The organism is Cytobacillus sp. FSL H8-0458, from assembly GCF_038002165.1.
Lineage (GTDB): Bacteria > Bacillota > Bacilli > Bacillales > Cytobacillaceae > Cytobacillus.
In genome coordinates this window covers 399,904-423,679 of the sequence record NZ_JBBOBR010000002.1, presented here as the reverse complement: position 1 = coordinate 423,679, position 23,776 = coordinate 399,904, and the positions used below count along the sequence as shown (strand labels likewise).

Genomic DNA, 23,776 nt, shown 5'->3' with positions numbered 1-23,776 from the left:
AGGCGTGGGTTTTCGGGATAGGAGGATCTTATGCTAAGTATGATCGGATTGCTAGGGGGGATCGGGCTTCTCATCTATTTGACGATGAGAGGGATGAACCTGCTGCTTGCTGCCCCTCTTTCAGCATTTATTGTTGCAATATTCAGTGGATTGCCGATTTTCCCTCAGCTGGCAGGCGAGGGAGAGGTCAATTTTCTGACTAACTATATGAACGGTTTTGCCGGATTTATTACATCCTGGTATTTAATGTTCTTATTCGGGGCCATTTTCGGAAAACTTATGGAAGACAGCGGAGCAGCCGACAGTGTTTCCAAATGGATTATCGATAAAATTGGCATGAAGCGGGCTGCATTAGCCGTTGTCATTGCCTGTGCGGTCTTAACCTATGGCGGCGTAAGCCTGTTTGTTGTAGCCTTCTCCGTCTATCCAATGGCATTGAGCCTATTTAAGGAAGCCAACCTGCCAAGAAGATTCATTCCGGCAGCTCTTGCCTTCGGTTCGACTACCTTTACCATGACGTCTGCCGGCTCACCGGAAATCCAGAACTGGATTCCGATTGAGTTCCTTGGCACTTCCCCATATGCCGCATGGGAAGTCAGCTTGATTGTCGCTGTCTTTATGATGGCATTTGGATACTGGTGGCTGAAGAAAATGATTAACAAGGCGATTCGCAATGGAGAAAAATTTGAGGCAAGAGATACAGATTCTGCAGTAATCCGTGAAAACTTGCCAAGCCCATTATTAAGTATGATTCCGTTATTGGTCGTACTTGTGATTTCGTTTATTTTCCATGATTCATTAGCACAGTCAGCCTTGATCATTGCCTTATTAAGCGGCTGCTTTGCAACTTACTTTCTTAATCTTAAGTACTTTACTAATGTATGGGGTGCCGTATCAGAAGGAACCATCGGCGCATTGATCGCCATTGCAAATACATCAGCTGTTGTGGGCTTTGGCGGTGTGGCTAAAGCAACCCCCGCCTTTGCAAGTGCGGTAGATGCCATGACCAGCATTCCGGGAAGCCCATTAATCGGCGGAGCCCTGGCTGTTGCTGTCATTGCCGGCCTGACCGGATCTGCTTCCGGCGGCCAATCGATTGCCCTGCCGCTTCTGGCTCCGCATTATCTGGACATGGGTGTTAATGCAAGTGAACTTCACCGTGTTGTGGCAATATCATCCGGATCAATTGATTCCCTGCCGCATGGCGGTTACGTTGTGACAACCATCCGGGCGATCTGCGGCGAGTCCCATAAGGATGCCTATCCGGCATTTGGCGCATTGACAGTGATTGTGCCAATACTTGGTGTCATCCTGGCGGTCATTTTATTCTCGATTTTCTAAATTGCTTAGCAGAAAGACAGAGGGGTTCAGGCTCTCTGTCTTTCTTTCTATTAAAATCGTGTGGCATCGGCTTTGCGGGATTGCTCTATTTGCAGAATTATCACCTCTATTTGCAAGATGGGCCATGCTATTTGCAGATTAACCCGGTCTATTTGCAAAATAAGCATCTCTATAAGCAGGTTTCCCGTTTCTATTAGTAATGTTCAAAACTCCGAAACTGGAATCAGTTTATTTTTAAAAAGTGTTATTTTCTATAAAACTCGGCGGCATCGGCTTTGCGGACTTGCTCTATTTGCAGAATTTCTATCACTATTTGCAAGATGGGCATGTTATTTGCAGGTTCAAGCAGTCTATTTGCAAAATAAGCATCTCTATTTGCAGATTTCCCGTTTCTATTAGTAATATTCAAAACTCCGAAACTGGAATCAGTTTATTTTTAAAAAGTGTTTTTTTCTATTAAACTCGGCGGCACCGGCTTTGCGGACTTGCTCTATTTGCAAAATTTCTATCACTATTTGCAAGATGGGCCTTCCTATTTGCAGGTTCAAGCGGTCTATTTGCAAAATAAGCATCTCTATTTGCAGATTTCCCGTTTCTATTAGTAATGTTCAAAACTCCGAAACTGGAATCAGTTTATTTTTAAAAAGTGTTATTTTCTATAAAACTCGGTGGCATCGGCTTTGCGGACTTGCTCTATTTGCAGAATTTCTATCACTATTTGCAAGATGGGCCATGCTATTTGCAGGTTCAACCGGTCTATTTGCAAAATAAGCATCTCTATTTGCAGAATTCTCTTTTCTATTAGTAATGTTCACACTCAGGCATCACACTGGAACCTATCTATCTTTTAAAAGTGTTATAATTTAGAAAATTAAAATTACCGGGGGAGTTCCGTATGCCTCAATCCATTTCTGATAAGAAAGAGGACTTGCTAAATGATGAGCACCTTAAAGTGAAAAACTGGATGACACCAAGCCCGTTTTGTATACAGCCGGGGCAGACACTGGCAGAAGCTTCAAAAATGATGGCAGATCTTCATCTGGAAAGCCTGCCCGTCACAGATGAAACCAATCGTCTGGTTGGAATGATCACTTCCAGGAAGCTGCTCAACTACTTTGCCCAGGGCAACCCGGGTGATGCTTTAATTGGCAGCATTCCCAAATCGAATCAGGCAGCTGTCCGGCCGGATGATTCCATACTTGATATCATGTCGCTTCCATACGATCAGCTTCCTGTCACGGGTGATAATGGCAAGCTCATAGGCGTCCTGACAGCCAGGGATATCCTGGATGGACTCTCCAAATATCTGTATAAGCTAAGGCAGCAGCATAATGCTGAAGGTGCACTTGGCGCCATATTGGAAAGTGCCTATGAGGGAATAGCGGTTGTGGATGAAAACGGCATCCTGCAGGAATTTAACGAAGCATATAGCCGTTTTACCGGCATTAAGCGGGAGGATGCAATTGGCAGGCATGTCACAGAGGTTATTGACAACACACATCTTCATGAAACGGTAAAGACCGGGATTGCTGAACGGGGGGTTCTCCAGAACATCCAGGGGCATGACATGGTGGTGCACCGGATCCCCCTCTGGAAGGAAGGCCGGATTGCCGGCGCCATCGGTATGCTGATTTTTGAGGGAGTAACAGAAGTTTATAAAATCTATGAAAAGCTGCAGGAAAATCAAGATGCCAAGCCTGATCTTTTCTCAAAGAAAAAGGAAAATGACAGCCGGGTCACCCTTGATCAAATCATTGGGACAAGCGAAGGGATCATGGAGGTGAAACGGCTGGCAAGGAAGGCGGCCAGGACTGCGGCCACTGTCCTTATAACAGGGGAAAGCGGGACGGGAAAAGAGATGTTCGCCAAGAGCATCCATCACCTCAGCCCTTTTTCCACCGGGCCTTTCATCAGTGTCAACTGCGGGGCCATTCCGGAGCAGTTATTCGAGTCTGAACTGTTTGGCTATGAAGAAGGAGCCTTTACAGGGGCAAAAAAAGGCGGCAAGCCCGGGAAGTTTGAGCTTGCAGACAACGGCACCATTTTTCTCGATGAAATCGGAGAGATGCCGCTTGTCATGCAGACCAAGCTGCTGCGGGTCCTGCAGGAAAAGGAAGCTGAACGTGTCGGCGGTGTGAAAAAGTATCAAATTAATGTCAGAGTAATTGCTGCGACAAACCGCAACCTTATGCAAATGGTTGAAACTGGGGAATTCCGGGAGGATCTTTATTACCGGCTGAACATCATCCAGCTCCATATCCCTCCGCTGCGGGAACGGAAAAAGGATATTCCTGTCCTGCTGGTCCATTACCTGAAGGAAATCTGTGAGAGGTATCAGGTATCTGGAAAACTATTTACATCTGAGGCGGTGAACGCTTTTGTCCAGCATCCGTGGAGAGGGAATATCCGGGAGATGGTAAATACGGTAGAACAGCTGGTGACACTGGTTGATGGGAAGGTCATTGACTATCATCATTTGCCGGAGATGCTGAAAAAGCCGGAACCCACTTTGAAAAAAGTGAATCGGGCTGCAGGGTCTATTGAGGAAGCAAAATTATTGGGCAGCCAAAGAGAGTCTGAAATTATTCTGGATGCATTAAGAAGAGCAGGCGGAAATAAATCGAGAGCTGCTGATCTGCTTGGAATTCATCGGACAACTCTCTATCAGAAACTGAAAAAACATAGAATAACCTGAATGAACTGTAGTGGAATCGCTACAAAAAATCTACAGTTGTAGTGTAGTGGCTACACTTTCGCAGAAAGAAATCACTGGCTTTATTAGGTTTCAAAGTTGGCACGCTCCTTGCAGGTATAAGTAGTAATAGAACAAAAGGGGTGGAACGTCCAATGGAGAAACCAGCAGTTTTCCGGGTGCCGGAAGCGATTTTTTATGGAAGGGGATCTTCCGAAAAAGTTGGGGATGAAGCAGCGCTCAGGGGGAAAAACGCATTAATAATCAGTGATCAGATAATGGATCAGCTTGGATATGTAAGTGAATGCAGAACCTATCTTCAGGAGGCGGGCGTACAAAGTGAGGTATATCTGGGGGTCGCATCAGAGCCGACTGACGAGTATGTAGCAGAAGCGCTCGAGCTATTTCAAAAACAGCAATGTGACCTGGTTATTTCAGTTGGCGGCGGCAGCTGTATCGATACGGCAAAAGCCATAGCGGTTTTAGCAACAAATGGCGGCTATATCGGCGAGTATATGGGAGGAAAGAAACTGGCCCAGAATGCACCGGTTCCTCACATAGCGATACCGACAACAGCTGGGACTGGCTCTGAGGCCACAGATGTAACCGTCATCACAAATTCATCCAATGATGTCAAAATGATGATTAAACAGCCTGCTTTGATGCCGAGCGTGGCAATTGTGGATCCGCTGCTTACACTTTCCTCACCGAAGAATGTAACATCAGCAACCGGGGTTGATGCCCTAAGCCATGCGGTTGAAGCATATCTATCCAAAAAGGCACATCCGATGACAGACACAATAGCGATATCGGCCATGAAACTGATCGTGGAAAATATTTTAACCGCTTACAATGAGGGAGACAATGTCGATGCCCGGGAAGCGATGAGCCTTGGATCACTGCAGGCTGGAATGGCGTTCTCGAACGCATCTGTATGCCTTGTGCATGGAATGAGCCGTCCAATTGGCGCATTATTCCATGTTCCTCATGGAATCTCAAATGCCATGCTTCTGCCGGCTGTTCTTGAGTTCAGCCAGGAAGCATGTGTGGACCGCCTGGCAGATATCGGCCGAGTTTTTCAGCCTGATAATGAAAGCCTTACCAATGAAGAAGCTGCAGAAGTGGCTGTTCAATCCATCAAAGAGCTTTGCCGGAAATTAAATATTCCTAACTTAAGAGGTTGGGGAATAGACGAGGAAGCTTTTAAGAATGCAGTTGGCAAGATGGCAGACGACGCCATCGACAGCGGCAGCCCCGGCAACAACCCAAGAGTACCGGCTAAGAGCGAACTCGAAGAGCTCTACCATGTTTGCTATAATTATCAGTTTTCCTCTGAAACAGAGAAAGTGTAACAGGGGGACATACAGATGATTGGAATGCTGGGGTTAATCGCTTCGCTGCTTCTATTAATGTATTTAACTATGAAAGGCGTAAATATTATTATTGCCGCGATCATCAGTGCAGTTGTGGTTGCTCTGACAGGAGGGCTTAACCTTGAGACAGCACTGACAGAGCATTACATGACAGGCTTTACAGGCTATTTTTACTCGTGGTTCCTCATCTTTTTATTGGGTGCCATATTCGGAAAAATCATGCAAGTAACCAAGGCGGCTGACAGCATTGCGAATTGGGTCAAGGATACACTTGGGCCATCAAGAGCGGTATTTGCAGTCGTGGCGGCAGCAGCCATCATGACTTACGGAGGCGTCAGTTTGTTTGTTGTAGGCTTCGCCGTCTATCCAATTGCTGTTTCCCTATTTAAAGTGGCCAACCTGCCGCATCGTTTTATCCCGGCGGCATTGGTGTTCGGATCCATATCCTTTACGATGACAGCACCGGGCTCGCCGGAAATCCAAAATTTAATTCCGACAGAGTTTTTCGGAACAAAGCCGACGGCGGGCGGAATCATTGGGGTGTTAATGGCATTTCTGATCATGGTAATAGGCGGTATTCTGCTTAGCCGGATGGTGAAAAAAGCGGTCCAAAATGGCGAGGTATTTTCCTTGCCAAATCAGCCGGCCAGTGCCAATGAGTCGGCAGCAGCTCTTGAATCGGAGCTTGAAATGCAAAGGCCAAATGCTGCTCCGGCAGGGAAGGACTATCCGCATGTGATCATGGCCATCTTACCGCTGGCGTCAGTGATTGCCATTTTAAATACGGCTGCCAACTTCACTTCTTCGACGGCGGCCGCATTGATCTCTCTGACAAGCGGCATCGTTTTAGCCTGTGTGCTGATGATGAAATATTTAGTCGGATTCTGGGAGGCGCTTGCCAAGGGTGCCCAGGATGCCTTAGTCGCAGCCGCCAATACGTGTGCGGTTGTAGGATTTGGAAGTGTTGCAGCCCAGGTTGCCGCGTTTGATACTTTTGTAGATGCACTTGTAAATATCCCGGGACCGCCATTAATGGGACTGGGGATTGCCGTTACTCTGATATGCGGTATTACCGGGTCGGCATCCGGCGGCTTAGGCATTGCGCTGCCGATTCTGGCGCCAATGTATATGTCGCAAGGGCTGGACCCAGGTGCCATGCATAGAATTTCGGCGCTTGCATCCGGCGGATTGGACTCACTGCCGCATAATGGCTATGTCGTGACAACGATCCGGGCGATATGCGGAGAAACCCATAAACGTGCCTATTGGCCAATATTCATTCTAAGTGTAGCAATGCCAACGGCTGTACTATTCCTGGCAATATTCTTATATTCAATCTTTTAATTTCGAAAGGGGATTATTACTATGACAGCGACAACAACTACAGTATTAAAAAACTTTATCAATGGCGAATGGGTGGATGCCAATACAGATAAATTCGAAGTGGTGCCAAATCCGGCAACAGGCGAGGAGCTTGCCCGCACACCGATTTCCACACGTGAAGATGTCGACAATGCTGTACAGGCTGCCAAGGAAGCTTTTAAAGTCTGGAGCAAAACGCCGGTGCCAAAAAGAGCGAGAATTCTATTTAAATACCAGCAGCTTTTAATAGATAACTGGGACGAGCTGGCAAAGCTCATTACTCAGGAAAACGGAAAGAACTATAAAGAAGCATACGGCGAGGTGCAGCGCGGAATAGAATGTGTGGAATTCGCTGCAGGTGCTCCATCTCTCATGATGGGCAAGCAGCTTCCGGATATTGCGACAAACATTGAATCAGGCATGTACCGCTATCCTGTTGGTGTCATTGGCGGCATCACGCCTTTCAACTTCCCGATGATGGTTCCCTGCTGGATGTTCCCACTCGCGATTGCCTGCGGCAACACCTTTGTGTTAAAGCCATCTGAAAGAACGCCAATCCTTGCAAACCGCCTGGCAGAGCTGTTCACAGAAGCAGGCCTTCCAGCTGGCGTATTCAATATTGTCCATGGCGCACATGACGTGGTAAACAGCCTGATCGACCATAAGGATGTACCGGCTATTTCATTCGTTGGCTCCCAGCCTGTTGCCGAGTATATCTATAAATCTGCAACGGCTAAAGGCAAGCGCGTCCAGGCGCTGGCTGGCGCTAAGAACCACTCAATCGTGCTGCCTGATGCAGACCTTGATGGCGCGGTTAAGGAAATTATCGCTGCTGCGTATGGTTCAGCAGGTGAAAGGTGCATGGCCTGCTCTGTAGTCGTAGCTGTTGATACTGTTGCAGACGAGCTGGTTGCGAAGCTGAATGAGCAGGCGAGCCAGCTGACAATTGGAAATGGTTTAGATGAAAATGTATTCCTTGGCCCGGTCATCCGCCAGGAAAACAAGGAACGCACAAGCAATTACATCGAAATTGGTGAAAAAGAAGGAGCAAAACTTGTCCGTGATGGCCGCAAAGATGAAGCATACCACGGAAACGGCTACTTCATTGGACCAACGATTTTTGATAATGTAGATCCATCAATGAAAATCTGGAAAGAAGAAATTTTCGCACCGGTACTTTCTGTGGTGCGTGTAAAAAATCTTGAAGAAGCGATTGAGCTTACGAACAAATCCGACTTTGGAAACGGTGCATGCTTATTCACTGACAGCGGAAGCAGCGTCCGCTACTTCAGAGAAAACATCGAGGTCGGCATGCTCGGAGTTAACATCGGCGTCCCGGCGCCAATGGCCTTCTTCCCATTCTCCGGCTGGAAAAACTCCTTCTACGGAGACCTTCATGCAAACGGGACGGATGGAGTGGAATTCTATACAAGGAGAAAGATGCTGACTGCACGCTGGTAGGAATAAAACAAAAGAGACACCTGCAATGAAATGCAGGTGTCTCTTATATTTTTGATAGGCTATTCCCTGTATATTACGCTAGAATTTGCTCTTTAATTTTCTCAAACATGGCCTCTTTGCCAATGCCTGTCAATAAAGGGACACCATCAATGACTTTGCTTTTAATATTATCTGGAACAAGTGTAGTGGAAACGATGATATCATACTCATCAATTCGGCCGAGTTCTTCGCTGATTTTAGATTGAAATAACTTTACTTTCGTTTGCAGATTGTTTTCTTCGAGCCAGGATTTAACTTTTCCAGTTACAATTGTTGATGTGGCAATTCCTGTTCCGCACATAATCAATAATTTTTTCATTTTACCTCACCCTTTTAGATAGTATTGTTTGTTTTTTCGTTTTGGCCGTAGGACGTTTTATAGAAAACATGACATTGAAGTACAATATCTCTGCTTAGTGGTGCGAGATCAGGCTCGTGCAATGTGGCATAATGCGCGTACTCTGCCGTTTCTTCCAGCAGTACAGCAGCCTTTAGTGCACTTTCAATATCCTTTCCTGCCGTAAAGACTCCATGGTTCCGCAGCAGCACAGCTGGCAAATCCCCAATGTGGTCAATAATTTGCTTGCCGACCTCATCTTCACCAATCGCTGCATAATCTGAGCAGGGGACACCTTCTTTAAACATATTGGCAGCTGTTGTGGTATACGAAGGGATTCCTAACCCTCGTATAGCAAAGCTGGTAGCAAACGGTGAATGGGTATGGACAATGCTGTGAATATCGTCACGTCTCCGATAAACAAATAAGTGGCTGGCAGTGTCTACTGAAGGCTTCAGCCGCCCCTCCACAATATTTCCATCCAGATCGAGTACAACCATATCCTCTGGCTTTAGAACATCAAAGTGGACGCCGCTTGGTTTAATGATTACATTATTACTCTCTTTATCTCTGTAACTGACATTTCCGCTGGTCCATTTGACAAGCTGCAATTCTTTTAATGTCTTGTTTGCATCACATACTAATTGCTTCCAAACCTGATACATATAGATCACCTTCTTCAATCAGGGATATTTTTATAAGCCGACTCCGGTATCATTATTAAGTTTCGCCTCACGTTTTGGCTTGATCTTATTCAGGTAAATCAAACCTCCAAAAGCGGCTAAACCTATAAGAGTAATTCCTGTCCAGTTGAGCACCTTAGCTAGACCAACAAAGATAAATGTTGTCCAGACAGCTCCGTCAACAAGGGCAGAGATACTGGAATTTCCGGCCATATCAAAATTTGCTGCAAGGGCGGCATCGGTTATTAAAGGAGCAGCCCAAGAAGCGATAAGCAGACCTACTGCCATATAAAGTGTTCCGGCCACAACAGTTCTGATAATATTCCCTCTAAATACTGGAGTCATTAAACAAACCAAGAATGGTATGGTTGCCAAATCGCCAAACGGCAAGACTGTATTTCCAGGCAAAATGACCGCTAAAAACAAAGTAATCGGCACAATAATTAAGGAGGCTGATAAAACAGCAGGATGACCTACCGATAATGCACTGTCCATACCAATATAAAGGTCACGGCCCGGCATGCGTTTTCTGACAAAATCACTGGCTGCTTCAGAGATCGGGGCAAGCCCTTCCATAAGCAATGAAACCATGCGGGGCATTAACATCATCACGGCACCAGTTTGTACAGCAAGCTGCATAACTTCCTTTACACTATATCCTGCCAGGAAACCAATCACGATACCGATTAATACACCCATTACAGTCGAATCCCCGAAAATTCCCAATCTTTTTTGGATAGTCTCAGGATTAGCTTCTAATTTATTAAAGCCGGGAATTCGGTCAAACACCCAGTTTAAAGGTTTTGCTACAAGATAAGATGGTGCAGAGGCCCCGTGAGGGAAAGTGATTTTTGGAAAACCATAGAACTTTTCAATATCTTTTGCAATTAAATCCCCTAAGAAGAAAATGACAACTAAATGAATGGCAATAGTATATAAGCCAAGAGCGAAGTTTCCTGTTAAGGCATATACTAGAGATCCTGTGAAAGCACAGTGCCAATAATCCCAGATATCAACGTCCAGCGTTTTTGTCAGGCCGGTAATCAATAAGACTACATTTAAGCCAATTCCCAAAGGGATTGCCAAACTTCCTAAAGCAGTACCATAAGAAATGGCAGCCGCAGCCGGCCATCCTACATCTATGGTGTCAAGCTGGAAGCCAAAATTATCAACCATGGCCTTTGCCGCAGGTCCTAAGCTGCTTGTTAACAGCCCAATTACAAGATTCAGCCCAATAAAGCCAATGCCGACGGTTAAACCAGCTTTAAAAGCTTTTGAAGGCTTTGTTCCTAACACAATCCCAAAGATAAACAAAAGAATTGGAAGCATTACGCTGGCACCAAGGTCAACAAACCATTGTAAAACCGACATTTAAATCCCCCTTTTTTATTGTCTGAAATTTATTTCAGACCAATTCTGTTTAATAAATCATCAAACTCATTTTTGTTCTTGCATTCGGAAAATTCAGTCAATAAAATTTGGTCTTGAAGAATCTCCATTAAGCGCTGCAGCATTGTCAGCTGATCTGCTGGATTCTTTAAAGCCAGCATAAAGATAAGCGAGACATCTATTTCTTCTTGTGCGTTATTGCCCATGACAAGGAACTTCACAGGGTTTTTTAGGGACGCAAAAGCGATTTGCGGACATATGACTTTATCTGCATCTGTATGGGGAATGGCCACCCCGAATGGTTTCACAGCTAAACCAGTTGGAAAAGACTCCTCACGCTCTAAGATTCCTTGTTCAAAAGAAGCTGCCACTAAATTCTCGGCGCGGAGGGAATTTACCATTTGCCGCAATGCATCCTGTCGGTCGCAAGCTTCTAAGTTAAATAAAGTAATCTTCTTATCAAAAAACATTTTTCTTCCTCCTGCCCATTCAACTTCCATTTATAGTAAACCAGGCATCAGCAGCGTCTTTTGCTTCTATTAATCGTTCCATCTTCACTTTATCCTCAGCTAGCTCAGCTAATTGGGATAGCGCTTTCAGATGCTTGTTCTGGTTATAAATGGCGAGTGGTGTAACTATGGAAACCTTGTGCCCATTCGCAAAGGCAACTGGATTTTTTAGTATCAGCATGGCGAAGGCATCACGGGATACTCCTTTTTCAGGAGCTGCATGCGGGATAGCCATGCTGTTTCCTAAAAAACTATAAATCTGCTGATGATCATTTTCTTCAAGCAGGGCTTTTACATATGATGGTTTGATAATGTTATTTCTTATCAAGGGGTCACATGCAATAACTATGGCATCCTGCCAGGTTTCTGCCCGATCTTTTATTTGGATAAACTCATTGGGCAAAAACTGTTTCAAGCCATAGGCAAGGATTCTATTACCTGCAGTCTCTATACTTTGTTTAGGCTGAAACAAATTGGACAACGAGGTTAATAGGGCTAATTCATCTGTTACGATAGCATTCTCTTTAATTGTGTCCATTACCCTGCTAATATTTAGGGTTGGATAACTGGCCTCATCAATGGAATTGATTACCTGATTTCGCAAAGTTTCTTTTTCGATTAAAGTCATAAGAGGATTAATTAAAAAAGACGGCTTTGATGATTGAACAGGAATGGTGCTAAAAACAATATCGTATTCAAACTGGTAAGCCTGAAATTGTCTTAATGATAAACTTTCAACAAAGTGGAACTCCGGAAAAATCTCCCGCAATGTTTGTCTCATGATTTTGGAAATGGTAAGCCCATTTGTACAAACTACCAAGGCTTTCTTCTTTTTTTTGAGTTCTTCTCCCTGTTTAATAAGCTGTCCGGCCAGAAACATTGTAATAAAGGCAATCTCACCAGGAGGAAACTGATCTTGAATTAGCTCCTCCAGAGGACTAATTGAAGAGGAAACCATATCATGTAATTCCGTATATTCCTCAATCATTTCAAAAGAATAGTGATCCTTAAGAGTAAGGTGATATTTGATGCGGTAGTATGCTGGTCTCATATGGAGCAGAAGTTTTTCAAGAATCTCGTTCTTATCAGCAATGTAAATACACGACTTTTTCTCAAATAAGAGGAGTACCTCATTAATTGCCCCTTTAAGATCCTGTAAGTGCTGGTCAGTAAGGATTTCTGCTGAGTGAACATTTGAAGTTAATAACTGAAGGGTGAGCCATATTCTCTCACAGATTGGAATATCCGTTTCATCCTTTAATAGCTTTTCGGATGCAATATATTCTTTAGTATCTGCTAACTCCTCTATCCCAACATGAAAGTCTTCATTCAATAAATGCCCTTGATTTATTCTGATAAAAATTAATTCTATGACATATGGCAACCTTTCATAGCTTTCATCTGTTAAGTGGATCTCTAACAGCTCTTCAATGGATCTTATTTTTTCTTGCATATGACGTATATCTATTTGCAGGAACTTTTCAAAGTACATATGCCCGTTAAAGAGATTTAATACGGATTTAACAACTATGATTAATAATTTACGTATTTGGAATTCTTCTCCGCTGATATCATAGCCTTCCGTCCTCGAATAGTGGATAGCCAAAGAATATTCCCCAAGGAACTCCGAGGCTTCTTTGATATCTTTGATGACTGTATTTTTACTGACATTTAAGAGATCAATAATATGGAATAGTGATACTTCTTCCTTTTTGCCAAGTAAATATAAAATAATTAATAATGCCCGTTCTTTTTCCGTAGGAATATACTCCTCAAGGAGTGCAGATTGTGAATGATGAATGGAAAAATAATCAAATACCTTTTTATCGATAATAAAATATCCATTGCGGCTTTTGGTGATGGGCAATAAATTTTTCAGGCCCAGCCACTGATTGATCTTATCGATAGAATAGGCGATTTGCCGTCTGCTAAGGTTTAATTTTTCTTCCAGTTCCTTACTTTTTATTTGAGGTGTCCGTATTAATACATTTAGTAAATTAACACTTCGATCATCAAGGAACATGTCTATAACCTCCTTTGGACTTATTATATTTTAAATAATTTGATAATTGTAATCGTTTTCATAACAACTTTTATCCTATGGAACGAAAAATTTTGTATAAGACTGTGCTGAACAATTGTTCACCATAAGAACTTTTGTATAAATTACCTGATTCAAATGAAATAGTCAATTACTATTTAGAAACACAACATATTCCGGTCTTTTTTTAATTAAAAAAAGGAGTATGGTAAAATAGCCTAAACTATCAAAACATGATTAAATAACCTGGCGTTAAAGGAGTAATGAGTGTGGACTGGCATGAAAAGAGGCAATTGGTGAAGGTTGCAAACCTATATTATAAAGAAGGTCTGACACAGGCGGATGTAGCAAAAAAACTAAAAGTTTCGAGGCCTGTTATTTCAAAGCTGCTGCAAAAAGCAAAAGAGGAAGGTATTGTAAATATCTACATTAAAGATGAGAGTGTTATGACAGTGGAACTGGAACAGAAACTGGAGCAATATTTCAATCTGGAAAGTGCTATTGTGGTACCCAATGATGATTTACCGGGAGAAATGGCCAAACAGGCAATTGGTCAGGCTGGAGCCACATATATATCCCGAAATTTAAAAAATGTGCAGAGTATAGGGATATCCTGGGGAACTACACTTTCCAGTCTAATACAGGAATATCCCTATGAACGCAGAAATGATATTCAAGTAGTTCCTTTAGAAGGAGGAATGGGCGTTAAGGAAGTCGAAATACATGCTAATCACTTAGCCAATGAACTGGCTAAGAAAATTAAAGGGCAATGCACTTATTTATATGCACCGGCCATAGTGGCAACAGAAGAACTCAGAGAAAGGCTCATGGCTATGCAGGATATAGAGCTGGTATTACAAAGCGGGCGAAATGTGGATATGGCGATTATTGGCATCGGAAATCCATACAAAGAATCTACCTTAATGAAGATAGGATATTTACAAGAGGATGACCTGTCACAGCTGCAAAGGCTTGGGGTAGTAGGCGATATTGGCTTCAGATTTTACAATAATCAGGGTATACAAGTGGATGATACAATAAATAAACGGGTAATTGGAATATCGCTGGAGGAATTAAAAAATATTGAGACGGTCATTGCTCTTGTTGAAGGGCAGCAAAAAGCAGAGAGTGTTTTGGGTGCATTGCATGGCCGGATTATTAATGTCTTGATAATTGATGAAAAGACGGCAAGCGCTGTAATAAATAAATACGAAAGCGAAAACGAAAAGTTTTGAACAGAACAGTGTCTGACCAAAAGTTTTCTGTATATAATATAATTAGATTACTGAATTTAAATAAAAATCAAGGTATTCAGGATTTCAATTTTTAAGAATCCTTAATAAGGAGTAGAGTATAAATGAAAATTTCAGAAACCGATACCTACCTTTTTTGCTCAAAATGCTTGGATGAAACCCTGCATCATGTAAGATATTTAAATGGGAAAATTAATAAGATACAATGTGACAATTGTAAGCGTACAAATGAGATGAATATGGATTTTAAAAGAGAATTATATAAGGAAGTATATAAAAGAATTACTTCAAAACCGTTTAGATTAACCGAAGAATTAAAAAAAGATCCGAACAAGTTAGCAGAGGATCTGCCCAAAAGAGTCCTTAGCAAACCATATCGTCTTATGAAGTATTTGAATGAAACAAAAGAATCCTATAAAAAAATAAAAGGAGAATAGTATTTCATTCATTTCTTAAGTATACTGTCCGGCAAAGGCTGATTCAGAGCTGTTTTTTTATGCAGCTCTGAATCAGCTTTTTTATATTGTAAATGAATGCTTCAGGCAAGAAATTCATGGTGCATGCAACTTACTCTCCTTAAGATTCAGATAAATATAAAAATTGATTGACAGTACTGATGATTTAAATTATTCTTAATACTAACAAATGTAACAAAGTGTGTCATATGTGAAATAAACAAGATTATTGTTTAAAGGTTGAACATTTGTTCCACCAGGTTTATCTGTATTCTAAATGTAAGCGGTTACTATTTTAGGATTAATGAAAATTTATATTAAGGGGGAATTTTGTGAAACTCGTTGTAATCCTATGTGCCCTTCTAATCATTCAACATGCCCTTTCGCTTTTGCAGATTAAATATTATAAGAAAAGCCTGGACAAAATCATCAGTAATTATAAAGGGGAAGACGGCTATTTCGTATTCTCTGGAATGGAAAGATCAAAATTCAGTCCAGGAGCTATCGTCATCATGGTGGTAGACCAGGACTACATGATCCATGAGTGTTATATGTTAAAAGGAATGACAGTTTTTACAAAATTTAAGCCATTAGATTCATATAAAGGCAGTCATGTAGGTGAAGTCTTGAAAACGATAAAGGATAAATCTGTAAATAAAAAGGATAAGGGTATACCGTCCTATTGGAAGGCATTGGCGAAGGCAGGGGAATCTGCCCTGTTATCTATTTCAAAAAATAAAATTTCGGTTGGACATTAAAGGGGGAACGTATTATGGAATGGGTAAAATGGTTTGGAGAACATTTTATAGGAATGTTTAATGCTGGTGGAGAAACATTTATGGGACTATTTACAGGAATTGTCCCCACCTTAGTGGTGCTATTGACGTTTACCTATGCAATTATGAAGTTTGTAGGTGAAGAAAGGGTAACTCGGATTATTCAATTTGCTGCAAAGTACCGTTTGCTTCGTTATACATTAATGCCGGTTCTATCGGTTCTATTATTAACCAATCCAATGGCTTACACATTCGGCCGGTTCCTGCCTGAAAAGCAAAAGCCTGCTTTCTATGATTCAGCCGTTTCATTTGTTCATCCTGTAACTGGTTTATTTCCTTATGCTAACGCTGGTGAGCTTTTTGTTTATCTGGGAATTGCAAATGGAATTAAGGAGCTGGGTCTTCCGGTAGCAGACCTGGCTGTCCGTTACTTTTTAGTTGGGGTTGTTATAATTTTAATACGTGGAATAGTAACAGAGTTAATTACGAATTATTTAGCTAAAAAAGAAGCAGGAGTACAATAAAGGGGGTATCCAAATGAGTGAGCGTACAGTATTTGTTGCAAAAGGATCAGGCGGATGGGGCATGGGTCTTCATATTCAGCCTAAGGGAAAGAAAAATAAAGTTGTTTCTATTACTGGCGGCGGCATACACCCAGTTGCAAAAAGAATTGCAGAGCTGACCGGCACTCAGGCTGTTGATGGTTTTAATGGGTCATATCCGGAAGAAGAAATGATGTGTGTGGTCATTGACTGCGGAGGAACTGCCCGTATTGGCGTTTACCCTATGAAGCGTATTCCTACAGTTGATGTTTTGCCATCTTCTCCATCTGGCCCGCTTTCAAAATATATTACTGAAGATATTTTTGTATCTGGTGTGACCGTAAAAGATATTACATTAGCGGAAGACTATGAAGAAGTTGCTGGGGCTCAAGAAGCTGTAAATGAGCCTAAATTTAATACGAAAGATAAAGAAAAATTTAAAGAAGATTATGACCAGCTGAAGAAAGAGCACGCAAGCAAGGGAGATAACTTCCTTCTCAGATTTTCTAAAGGGATAGGGAATGTCACGGGGACATTCTATCAGGCTGGCCGTGATACGGTTGATATGCTAATAAAAAACATTATCCCATTTATGGCTTTTGTCAGTATGCTGATCGGTATCATAAACTATACTGGAATTGGTGATGTGATTGCAAATTCCCTTTCCCCATTAGCCAGCTCAATCTGGGGACTGCTAGTGATTGTTATTGTATGTACAATCCCATTTTTATCCCCTGTCCTTGGACCCGGAGCAGTTATTGCACAGGTAGTGGGCGTTCTGATTGGGAGTCAGATTGCATTGGGGAACATTCCCCCGGCCTATGCTCTGCCAGCACTATTCGCCATTAATGGGCAAGTAGGCTGCGACTTCATTCCTGTTGGCCTGTCACTTGGAGAAGCCAAGCCGGAAACGGTAAGATACGGGGTTCCTGCTGTACTTTACAGCAGATTGATAACAGGGGTATTATCAGTTGTAATTGCCTACTTTGCGAGCTTCGGTATGTATTAAAATATTGTTTAAGGACTCAGAAACTATGCAAAAATGAGCCAAGTAATTGTGCCTTTGATGCATAGTTTTCTCTTCTTTATTCTAATTGGAAGTGTTTTCAAGTAAAATCTAATCAGAATAGGAGTTTCCATTAGAGGAGGAAATATGATTACGCTGGATAATCGGAGAATTTTAGTAAAGGTAGCACAAATGTATTATAACGAAGGCGCTACTCAATCAGAAATCGCACAGAAAATCGGTGTCAGCAGATCCCTGATTTCAAAGTATTTAACCAAAGCAAGGGATTTGGGGATCGTTGAAATAACCATCCATGAGGAAGGCCTGCAGCAGTTCAGTCAGTTAGAAAGAAGAGTTGAGCTTTTATACAATATCCGGGAAGTAGTTTGTATTGAAAGTGTCGGCCAAGAATCGTCAAAAAGGCAGTTGGGTGAAGCCGTAAGTGATTTTTTACAGAGAGTCATTAGGGACGGACAGATTATTAGTTTTTCATCAGGAACTACATTGAATGAAGTTGCTAAAGTGCTTCATTCGCCCCAAATATATCCTGAATTAACGGTAGTGCCTTTAGTGGGAGGTGTCGGAAACGAGAATGTAGATATTCATTCTAACTCCATAGTAGCTAAAGTGGGCTCAATCCTTCAAGCTAATTATAAACTGCTGCATATTCCAGTAATGGTGGATACAAAGGAAGCTAAGGAAATTTTGATGAGACAGCCATCAATAAAAAGTACATTTGATTTAGCAGCAAAGTCTGATATCGCTGTCGTAGGGATTGGAGGTAAACCTGAGCATTCAACTATGGTGAAATCCTATCTGGGACCGGATCATGAGTCTATTGCGTGTAATTCAGAAATAGTGGGAGATATATGCTACAACTTTATTAACAAATTTGGCAAGCCTGTTCAAAATCCGTGGAATGATAGAGTGATCTCTCTGGAACTTGAAAAATTGAGTCAAATACCGCTTGTAATAGGGGTGGCTTCGGGGCTGGAAAAGGTTGAAGCTATTAAGGCTTCGCTTGAAGGAAAATTGATTGACGTTCTAATAACTGATGAAGCTACGGCAAAAGGGCTTCTTATATAATTCAGAGCTATGCTGATCTTTCAGCGTAGCTTATCTTTTATCTAAAATAAATAATTTAATAAATTTTTTGAAAGTTCTTACTTGACATCCCTTTTATTGAGGATTAAACTTGCATTGTAGGAACAAATGATAATTTTATTCACAAATGTTAATAATTTTAATTAAATGTTATGGTTGGTAACGCATGTTACGACATAGCAGCATGATGAAAATGTAAGCGCTACAATATAAAAGGCTGGAGGTCTGGAAAATGTCTATTTATCAGCAACTATTGACACGTGAACGGGAAAACGCCCCTATCCGGGTGGGGGTTATAGGGGCAGGACAAATGGGATTCGGTATGATTACACAAATCTCAAGAATCCCTGGAATGATCGTAACAGGAGTATGTGACGTAAATACTGAGGCTGCACGTAAGGCAGCAGATTACTATAACTCGAAATCTAAAAAAAGGAATCCGGTTTTGGTAACAAACGACTACCGGGAAGTTATCCAATCAAGAGACGTGGAAGTGATTGTTGATGCGACCGGAGTTCCTGAAGTTGGTGCTAATATCTCCCTTGAAGCATTAAGGTCTAAAAAACACCTTGTTCTTCTAAATGTAGAAGTGGATATTACTATTGGATCAGTTATGTACCAGCTTTTTAATAATGCAGGACTGGTTTATACCGGTTCAGCAGGTGATGAACCAGCTGCGACTCTTGAACTGTATGAATTCGCAAAAACGATGGGCTTAGAAGTATTAGTTGCTGGAAAAGGAAAAAATAACAAATTAAATCCTCTTTCCAATCCTGACGTCTGCAGAGAAGAGGCTCAAAGGAAACATATGAGTGCTCATATGCTCGCTGCATTCCAGGATGGAACAAAAACGATGGCAGAAATGAATCTTCTGAGTAATGCCACAGGGTTAATTCCTGATCTGACCGGAATGCATGGGGTTTCTGCAACACTTGAAGATGTGGCAGATAAGCTGAATCTAAAGGAAAATGGCGGTGTTTTAAATAACTTTGGAGTTGTTGAATATGTAGACGGCCTTGCACCAGGTGTATTCGTTATTGTGAAAAGTGAGCTGGAGCCGGTTGATGAAGAATTACGCTATTTAAAAGTAGGAAACGGGCCGCATTACACACTATACCGTCCATATCATCTTGCAAGTTTAGAAACACCGGTCACAATTGCAAAGGCTGTTCTTCAGCATGATTCTTCTATTCATCCGCTTGGAGCACCTGTATCTGAAACAGTGGCCGTAGCAAAACGTGATATAAAAGCTGGAGAGTCCGTTGATGGAATTGGCGGATATTCTGTACGAGGAGTTCTGGAAACGCATTCTGATATGAAAACTAATGGTCATATCCCTATCGGACTTATAAGCGGAAAAGTCGTTGCAAAAAAGGATATTAAAACGGGTCAATTCTTAACTCAGGACGACGTTGAGTTAGACAAGGAAACAACTGTCTGGAAACTGAGATCCCTCCAGGATCAGCTTTTTACATTAAATCCAGAGAAAAGCCCTGTTATCAAACTATAAAAATAAAACAAAAGTAAGGTTAATGGAGGTTAATAAGGTGACAAAAACAGTTGTAAAAGAAATTGGAGTGCTGGTGCCAACCTTCAAAGAAGACAGGATTGTAATTTTATTTGGCCCTCAGGCACCAAAAGAACTAAGGGAAATGGCAGTAATTCATGAGGTTGAAAGTTTAACAGATGAACCATTAAAAGCAGGCGGAACTATTTCGTTTGATAATGAATCCTTTACAATTACAGCACTTGGATCCCACGCCAATAAAAACTTTAAGGAATTGGGCCACATTTCCATATATTTTCAAGAGCCATTAGAGGATGTATTGCCAGGGGCAGTATTTGCCTCTCCGCATAAATTTCCTGCTATTCAGGATGGAACCGTTATTACTTTTAATTAATCTTAATAGTAAACGAACTTATTAAAGGGAGAAGGAGGAAAAAATTAACATTTTCCCTTTCTCCCTTTTTTGTTGACACTTGACTTATTGGTGTTTAGATTATATGATTTTTACAAATGTAACTAATGAGAACAAATGTAAAAGGAGGATGGAAAATGAAAGTGCAAAAGTTAGAACTGCCTAAAATGATTACGGAAGAAAAGTTAAAAGATTTGTATAAAGAAATGTGGATGATTCGATATTTTGATGAAAAAGTAGATCAGTTTTTTGCCAAAGGGATGATTCATGGAACTACCCATCTATGTGTTGGTCAGGAAGCATCCGCTGCAGGATCAATTGCTGTGATCGGAAGAAAGGACAAAATTGTAAGTACACATCGGGGACACGGGCATTGTATTTCGAAAGAAGGAGACGTCAATAAAATGATGGCGGAGCTCTTTGGCCGAGAAACAGGCTATTGTAAAGGGAAAGGCGGCTCGATGCATATTGCGGATGTGGAAAAAGGCAATCTTGGTGCAAACGGCATTGTTGGCGGCGGTCTGCCTCTTGCTGTAGGAGCAGCTTTAACCTCGAAAATGAAGAAAGAAAATTATGTAGTGCTATGCTTCTTTGGAGACGGAGCTTCAAATGAAGGAAGCTTCCATGAATCTGTTAATCTTGCAGCTATCTGGGATCTTCCTGTTGTGTTTATTTGCGAGAATAATCAATATGGCATGTCAGGACCGGTTAAAGACATGACCAGAATAGAAAATATTGCAGACCGCGCAGGTGCTTACGGGATCCCAGGAAAGGTCGTTGACGGCAATGACATGATTGAGATCATGAATACAGTAAATGAAGCTGTGGAGAAAGCGCGGGATGGAGCAGGCCCGACTCTAATTGAAATGAAAACATACCGCTGGAAAGGACATTCCAAGAGTGATGCCAAAAAGTACCGCACCCGTGAAGAAGAGCAGGAGTGGAGAGCAAAAGATGGCATTAAACGCTTTAAAGAAACACTGATCAATGCAGAAATATTCACTGAGGAAGAGGCAAAACAGCTGCAGGATGAAGCTTATCAGGCCATAGAAGAGGCAGTAAAGTTTGCAGAAAATAGTCCGGAACCATCAATGGATAGCTTACTGGAAGATGTATATGCCTAAGGAGGATGAAAATAATGGCGGTTAGAGAGATTACTTATTTGGAAGCAGTTCGCGAGGCAATGAGCCAGGAGATGCGGCAAAACGATGATGTTTTTATCCTTGGCGAAGACATAGGTGTTTATGGAGGAGCTTTCGGAGTCACTCGTGGAATGATAGAAGAATTCGGACCGGAGCGTGTTCGCAATACACCGATATCTGAGGCGGCCATAGCAGGGGCTGCGGTTGGTTCTGCTTTAACTGGAATGCGCCCTATTTTAGAACTTCAGTTTTCCGATTTCATTACAATTGCCATGGATCAAATGGTTAACCAAGCTGCTAAAACCCGTTATATGTTCGGAGGGAAAGGCAAGGTGCCAATGGTTTTAAGAACCCCTGCTGGCTCCGGAACCGGAGCAGCTGCCCAGCATTCACAAAGTCTTGAAGCATGGATGGCTCATATTCCTGGATTAAAAGTAGTTCAGCCTTCAACAGCTTACGATGTAAAAGGGTTGTTAAAAGCCGCAATTGATGATGATAACCCAGTCATTTTTTATGAGCATAAACTTCTGTACAAAACATCTTCTCATGTTCCTGAAGAAGCATATTCAATTGAACTGGGTAAAGCAGATATCAAACGTGAAGGCACAGATGTGACCATCGTTGCTACAGCAATTATGGTTCATAAGGCGCTTGAAGCGGCTTATGAACTCGAAAAAGAGGGCATCAGTGCAGAAGTAATCGATCCCCGAACTATAGTACCGCTGGATAAAGAGACCATTATTAATTCAGTTAAAAAGACTGGCAGATTAATAGTTGTACATGAAGCTGTGCAGCGCGGAGGCATTGGCGGCGAGATAGTCAGTGTAATTGCTGAGAGTGAGGCTTTTGACTATCTTGATTCCCCAATTAAACGTCTTGGGGGCAAGGAGGTTCCCATTCCGTACAACCCTAAATTAGAAAAAGCTGCTATACCACAGGTGCCAGACATAATTGAAGCAGTTAAAGAAACAGTAAAATATAAATAAGAAGGAGGGGGATACGGTGGCTAAAGAAATATTTATGCCTAAACTCAGCAGTACCATGGAAGTCGGCACTCTCCTTCAATGGTTTAAGGAAGAAGGCGACTCAATAGAGATAGGTGAACCGCTTTTTGAGATCATGACCGATAAAATTAATATTGAAGTTGAGGCATACGACCAGGGAGTTTTGCTGAAAAAGTACTTTCAGGAAGATGACCAGGTGCCTGTTAACCAAATAATTGGATACATTGGAGATAAGAACGAGCAAGTACCTGAAAATTCTCCCGGTATTTCAGGAGGTGCAGAAGCTGAAAGCCAAAGTCCTGATGAAGAACCTGTTCCGGAAAAACAGGAAGTACCTAAAGAAGCTGGAGCAGCCAATGAAGGCGAAAAGGTCAGGGCAACACCTGCTGCCCGTAAACAAGCCCGGATGAATGATGTAGAGCTAGTATTTATCCAGGGAAGTGGTCCTAAGGGAAGGATCCAGAAAAAGGATGTATTGGCTCATTTGGCATCCTCTTCACCTAAGGCAACCCCGCTTGCGCGTAAAGTGGCAGCTTCAGAACAAGTGCCTCTTGGTGACATTAAAGGAAGCGGAGTTAATGGCAAGATTTTGAAAAGTGATATCTCCACAGCTGTAAATAACAGGACCTCCAGTTCCGCAACAGCAGAGCCGAATCGCAAACAGATGTCAGGGATGAGGAAGGTTATAGCTAAAAGGATGTCTGAAAGTGTTAATACAGCACCGCATGTGACACTTACTACAGATGCAGACATGACAAAGGTTAAGGAACTTAGAACTTCGTTATTGCCTGTCATTGAAAAACAGACTGGGCTCCGTTTATCTTTTACGGATATTCTAATTAAAGCAGCAGGGAAGGCACTTTCCAGACACCCTGGAGTCAATGTTTCCATTGAGGGAGAGGAAATCATTCAGCATGAACAAGTTCACATTGGTCTTGCCGTGGCTGTTGAGGATGGGCTTATGGTTCCTGTTATCAAGAATGTTAATGAAAAAGGACTGGCACAAATTACGGAAGATGCCAAAGAGGCAGGTAAACTTGCCCGTGAAAATAAATTGCACCCAAATCAGCTGAAGGGTTCAACCTTTACAATCAGTAACTTGGGCATGTATGCAGTTGATGTATTTACACCGATCATTAATCAGCCAGAGAGTGCTATCCTGGGAGTTGGCCGAATTCTGGATAGGCCAGTAGCAGTTGAGGGCAATTTGGCTGTACGCCCGATGATAACACTGAGTCTTTCCTTCGATCACCGTGCAATGGATGGTGCTCCAGCGGCTGCTTTCCTTACAGAATTAAAGTACATTCTTGAAAATCCATTCGAATTATTGGTGTAGGGAGGTGGAGAG

General features: G+C 42.2%; 21 protein-coding genes. 16 read left to right on the top strand and 5 right to left on the bottom strand.

Annotated elements, in window-relative coordinates:
- Window positions 1-30 precede the first annotated feature (30 nt).
- The 5 genes from NYE23_RS23360 (at window position 31) to NYE23_RS23340 (ending at window position 8,229) form a co-directional block, all read left to right on the top strand.
- Entirely contained in the window at window positions 31-1,341 is a 1,311-nt protein-coding gene (locus NYE23_RS23360; RefSeq protein ID WP_341081612.1) for a GntP family permease, read from the top strand.
- 895 nt (window positions 1,342-2,236) lie between these two features.
- Window positions 2,237-4,036, top strand: a complete 1,800-nt coding sequence (locus NYE23_RS23355; protein ID WP_341081610.1) for a sigma 54-interacting transcriptional regulator — start codon at window positions 2,237-2,239, stop codon at window positions 4,034-4,036.
- 152 nt (window positions 4,037-4,188) lie between these two features.
- Window positions 4,189-5,385, top strand: a complete 1,197-nt coding sequence (locus tag NYE23_RS23350) for an iron-containing alcohol dehydrogenase (protein ID WP_341081608.1) — start codon at window positions 4,189-4,191, stop codon at window positions 5,383-5,385.
- A 15-nt stretch (window positions 5,386-5,400) separates the two neighbouring features.
- Window positions 5,401-6,750: a GntP family permease gene (locus NYE23_RS23345; RefSeq protein ID WP_341081606.1), complete on the top strand. Its 1,350-nt coding sequence runs from the start codon at window positions 5,401-5,403 to the stop codon at window positions 6,748-6,750.
- A gap of 21 nt (window positions 6,751-6,771) precedes the next feature.
- The gene (locus NYE23_RS23340) at window positions 6,772-8,229 is read left to right on the top strand and encodes a CoA-acylating methylmalonate-semialdehyde dehydrogenase (protein WP_341081604.1); all 1,458 of its coding nucleotides are present in this window, start codon (window positions 6,772-6,774) and stop codon (window positions 8,227-8,229) included.
- Window positions 8,230-8,302: 73 nt separating this feature from the next.
- On the opposite strand, the gene NYE23_RS23335 is transcribed toward NYE23_RS23340, so the two are convergent.
- Genes NYE23_RS23335 through NYE23_RS23315 form a run of 5 tightly spaced genes read right to left on the bottom strand, consistent with a single transcriptional unit; the run spans window position 8,303 to window position 13,209 of the window.
- Window positions 8,303-8,587 carry a PTS sugar transporter subunit IIB gene (locus tag NYE23_RS23335; RefSeq protein ID WP_341081603.1) on the bottom strand — a complete coding sequence of 95 codons (285 nt, stop codon included), beginning with the start codon at window positions 8,585-8,587 and terminating at the stop codon, window positions 8,303-8,305.
- Window positions 8,588-8,601: 14 nt separating this feature from the next.
- Window positions 8,602-9,270 (bottom strand): L-ribulose-5-phosphate 4-epimerase, encoded by a 669-nt coding sequence (locus NYE23_RS23330; protein WP_341081601.1) that lies wholly within the window; start codon window positions 9,268-9,270, stop codon window positions 8,602-8,604.
- A gap of 30 nt (window positions 9,271-9,300) precedes the next feature.
- Window positions 9,301-10,659, bottom strand: a complete 1,359-nt coding sequence (locus NYE23_RS23325; RefSeq protein WP_341081599.1) for a PTS galactitol transporter subunit IIC — start codon at window positions 10,657-10,659, stop codon at window positions 9,301-9,303.
- A gap of 29 nt (window positions 10,660-10,688) precedes the next feature.
- Window positions 10,689-11,147: a PTS sugar transporter subunit IIA gene (locus NYE23_RS23320; RefSeq protein WP_341081597.1), complete on the bottom strand. Its 459-nt coding sequence runs from the start codon at window positions 11,145-11,147 to the stop codon at window positions 10,689-10,691.
- Window positions 11,148-11,166: 19 nt separating this feature from the next.
- On the bottom strand, window positions 11,167-13,209 hold the full coding sequence (locus tag NYE23_RS23315) for a BglG family transcription antiterminator (RefSeq protein ID WP_341081595.1): 2,043 nt from the start codon (window positions 13,207-13,209) through the stop codon (window positions 11,167-11,169).
- Between the two features lie 287 nt (window positions 13,210-13,496).
- On the opposite strand from NYE23_RS23315, the gene NYE23_RS23310 reads away from it, so the two are divergent.
- The 11 genes from NYE23_RS23310 to NYE23_RS23260 all read left to right on the top strand — a co-directional run bounded on the left by NYE23_RS23310 (window position 13,497) and on the right by NYE23_RS23260 (window position 23,764).
- The gene (locus NYE23_RS23310; protein ID WP_341081593.1) at window positions 13,497-14,462 is read left to right on the top strand and encodes a sugar-binding transcriptional regulator; all 966 of its coding nucleotides are present in this window, start codon (window positions 13,497-13,499) and stop codon (window positions 14,460-14,462) included.
- Between the two features lie 122 nt (window positions 14,463-14,584).
- A complete protein-coding gene (locus tag NYE23_RS23305) occupies window positions 14,585-14,917 on the top strand; it encodes a bh protein (protein WP_341081591.1) in 333 nt (110 codons plus the stop codon).
- A gap of 350 nt (window positions 14,918-15,267) precedes the next feature.
- Window positions 15,268-15,693 (top strand): transcriptional regulator GutM, encoded by a 426-nt coding sequence (locus NYE23_RS23300; RefSeq protein WP_341081589.1) that lies wholly within the window; start codon window positions 15,268-15,270, stop codon window positions 15,691-15,693.
- A gap of 14 nt (window positions 15,694-15,707) precedes the next feature.
- Complete coding sequence (gene srlA, locus NYE23_RS23295) at window positions 15,708-16,235, top strand: PTS glucitol/sorbitol transporter subunit IIC (protein ID WP_250801303.1); 528 nt, start codon at window positions 15,708-15,710, stop codon at window positions 16,233-16,235.
- Between the two features lie 13 nt (window positions 16,236-16,248).
- The gene (gene srlE / locus NYE23_RS23290; RefSeq protein ID WP_341081584.1) at window positions 16,249-17,262 is read left to right on the top strand and encodes a PTS glucitol/sorbitol transporter subunit IIB; all 1,014 of its coding nucleotides are present in this window, start codon (window positions 16,249-16,251) and stop codon (window positions 17,260-17,262) included.
- A gap of 144 nt (window positions 17,263-17,406) precedes the next feature.
- The gene (locus NYE23_RS23285; protein ID WP_341081582.1) at window positions 17,407-18,345 is read left to right on the top strand and encodes a sugar-binding transcriptional regulator; all 939 of its coding nucleotides are present in this window, start codon (window positions 17,407-17,409) and stop codon (window positions 18,343-18,345) included.
- 250 nt (window positions 18,346-18,595) lie between these two features.
- Window positions 18,596-19,873: an NAD(P)H-dependent oxidoreductase gene (locus NYE23_RS23280; protein WP_341081579.1), complete on the top strand. Its 1,278-nt coding sequence runs from the start codon at window positions 18,596-18,598 to the stop codon at window positions 19,871-19,873.
- A gap of 37 nt (window positions 19,874-19,910) precedes the next feature.
- Complete coding sequence (locus NYE23_RS23275; protein WP_341081578.1) at window positions 19,911-20,264, top strand: PTS glucitol/sorbitol transporter subunit IIA; 354 nt, start codon at window positions 19,911-19,913, stop codon at window positions 20,262-20,264.
- Window positions 20,265-20,425: 161 nt separating this feature from the next.
- Window positions 20,426-21,406: a thiamine pyrophosphate-dependent dehydrogenase E1 component subunit alpha gene (locus tag NYE23_RS23270; protein ID WP_341081832.1), complete on the top strand. Its 981-nt coding sequence runs from the start codon at window positions 20,426-20,428 to the stop codon at window positions 21,404-21,406.
- 14 nt (window positions 21,407-21,420) lie between these two features.
- Window positions 21,421-22,410, top strand: coding sequence for an alpha-ketoacid dehydrogenase subunit beta (locus NYE23_RS23265; protein WP_341081577.1), 990 nt, complete (start codon window positions 21,421-21,423; stop codon window positions 22,408-22,410).
- A 16-nt stretch (window positions 22,411-22,426) separates the two neighbouring features.
- On the top strand, window positions 22,427-23,764 hold the full coding sequence (locus tag NYE23_RS23260; protein WP_341081576.1) for a dihydrolipoamide acetyltransferase family protein: 1,338 nt from the start codon (window positions 22,427-22,429) through the stop codon (window positions 23,762-23,764).
- Window positions 23,765-23,776 lie beyond the last annotated feature (12 nt).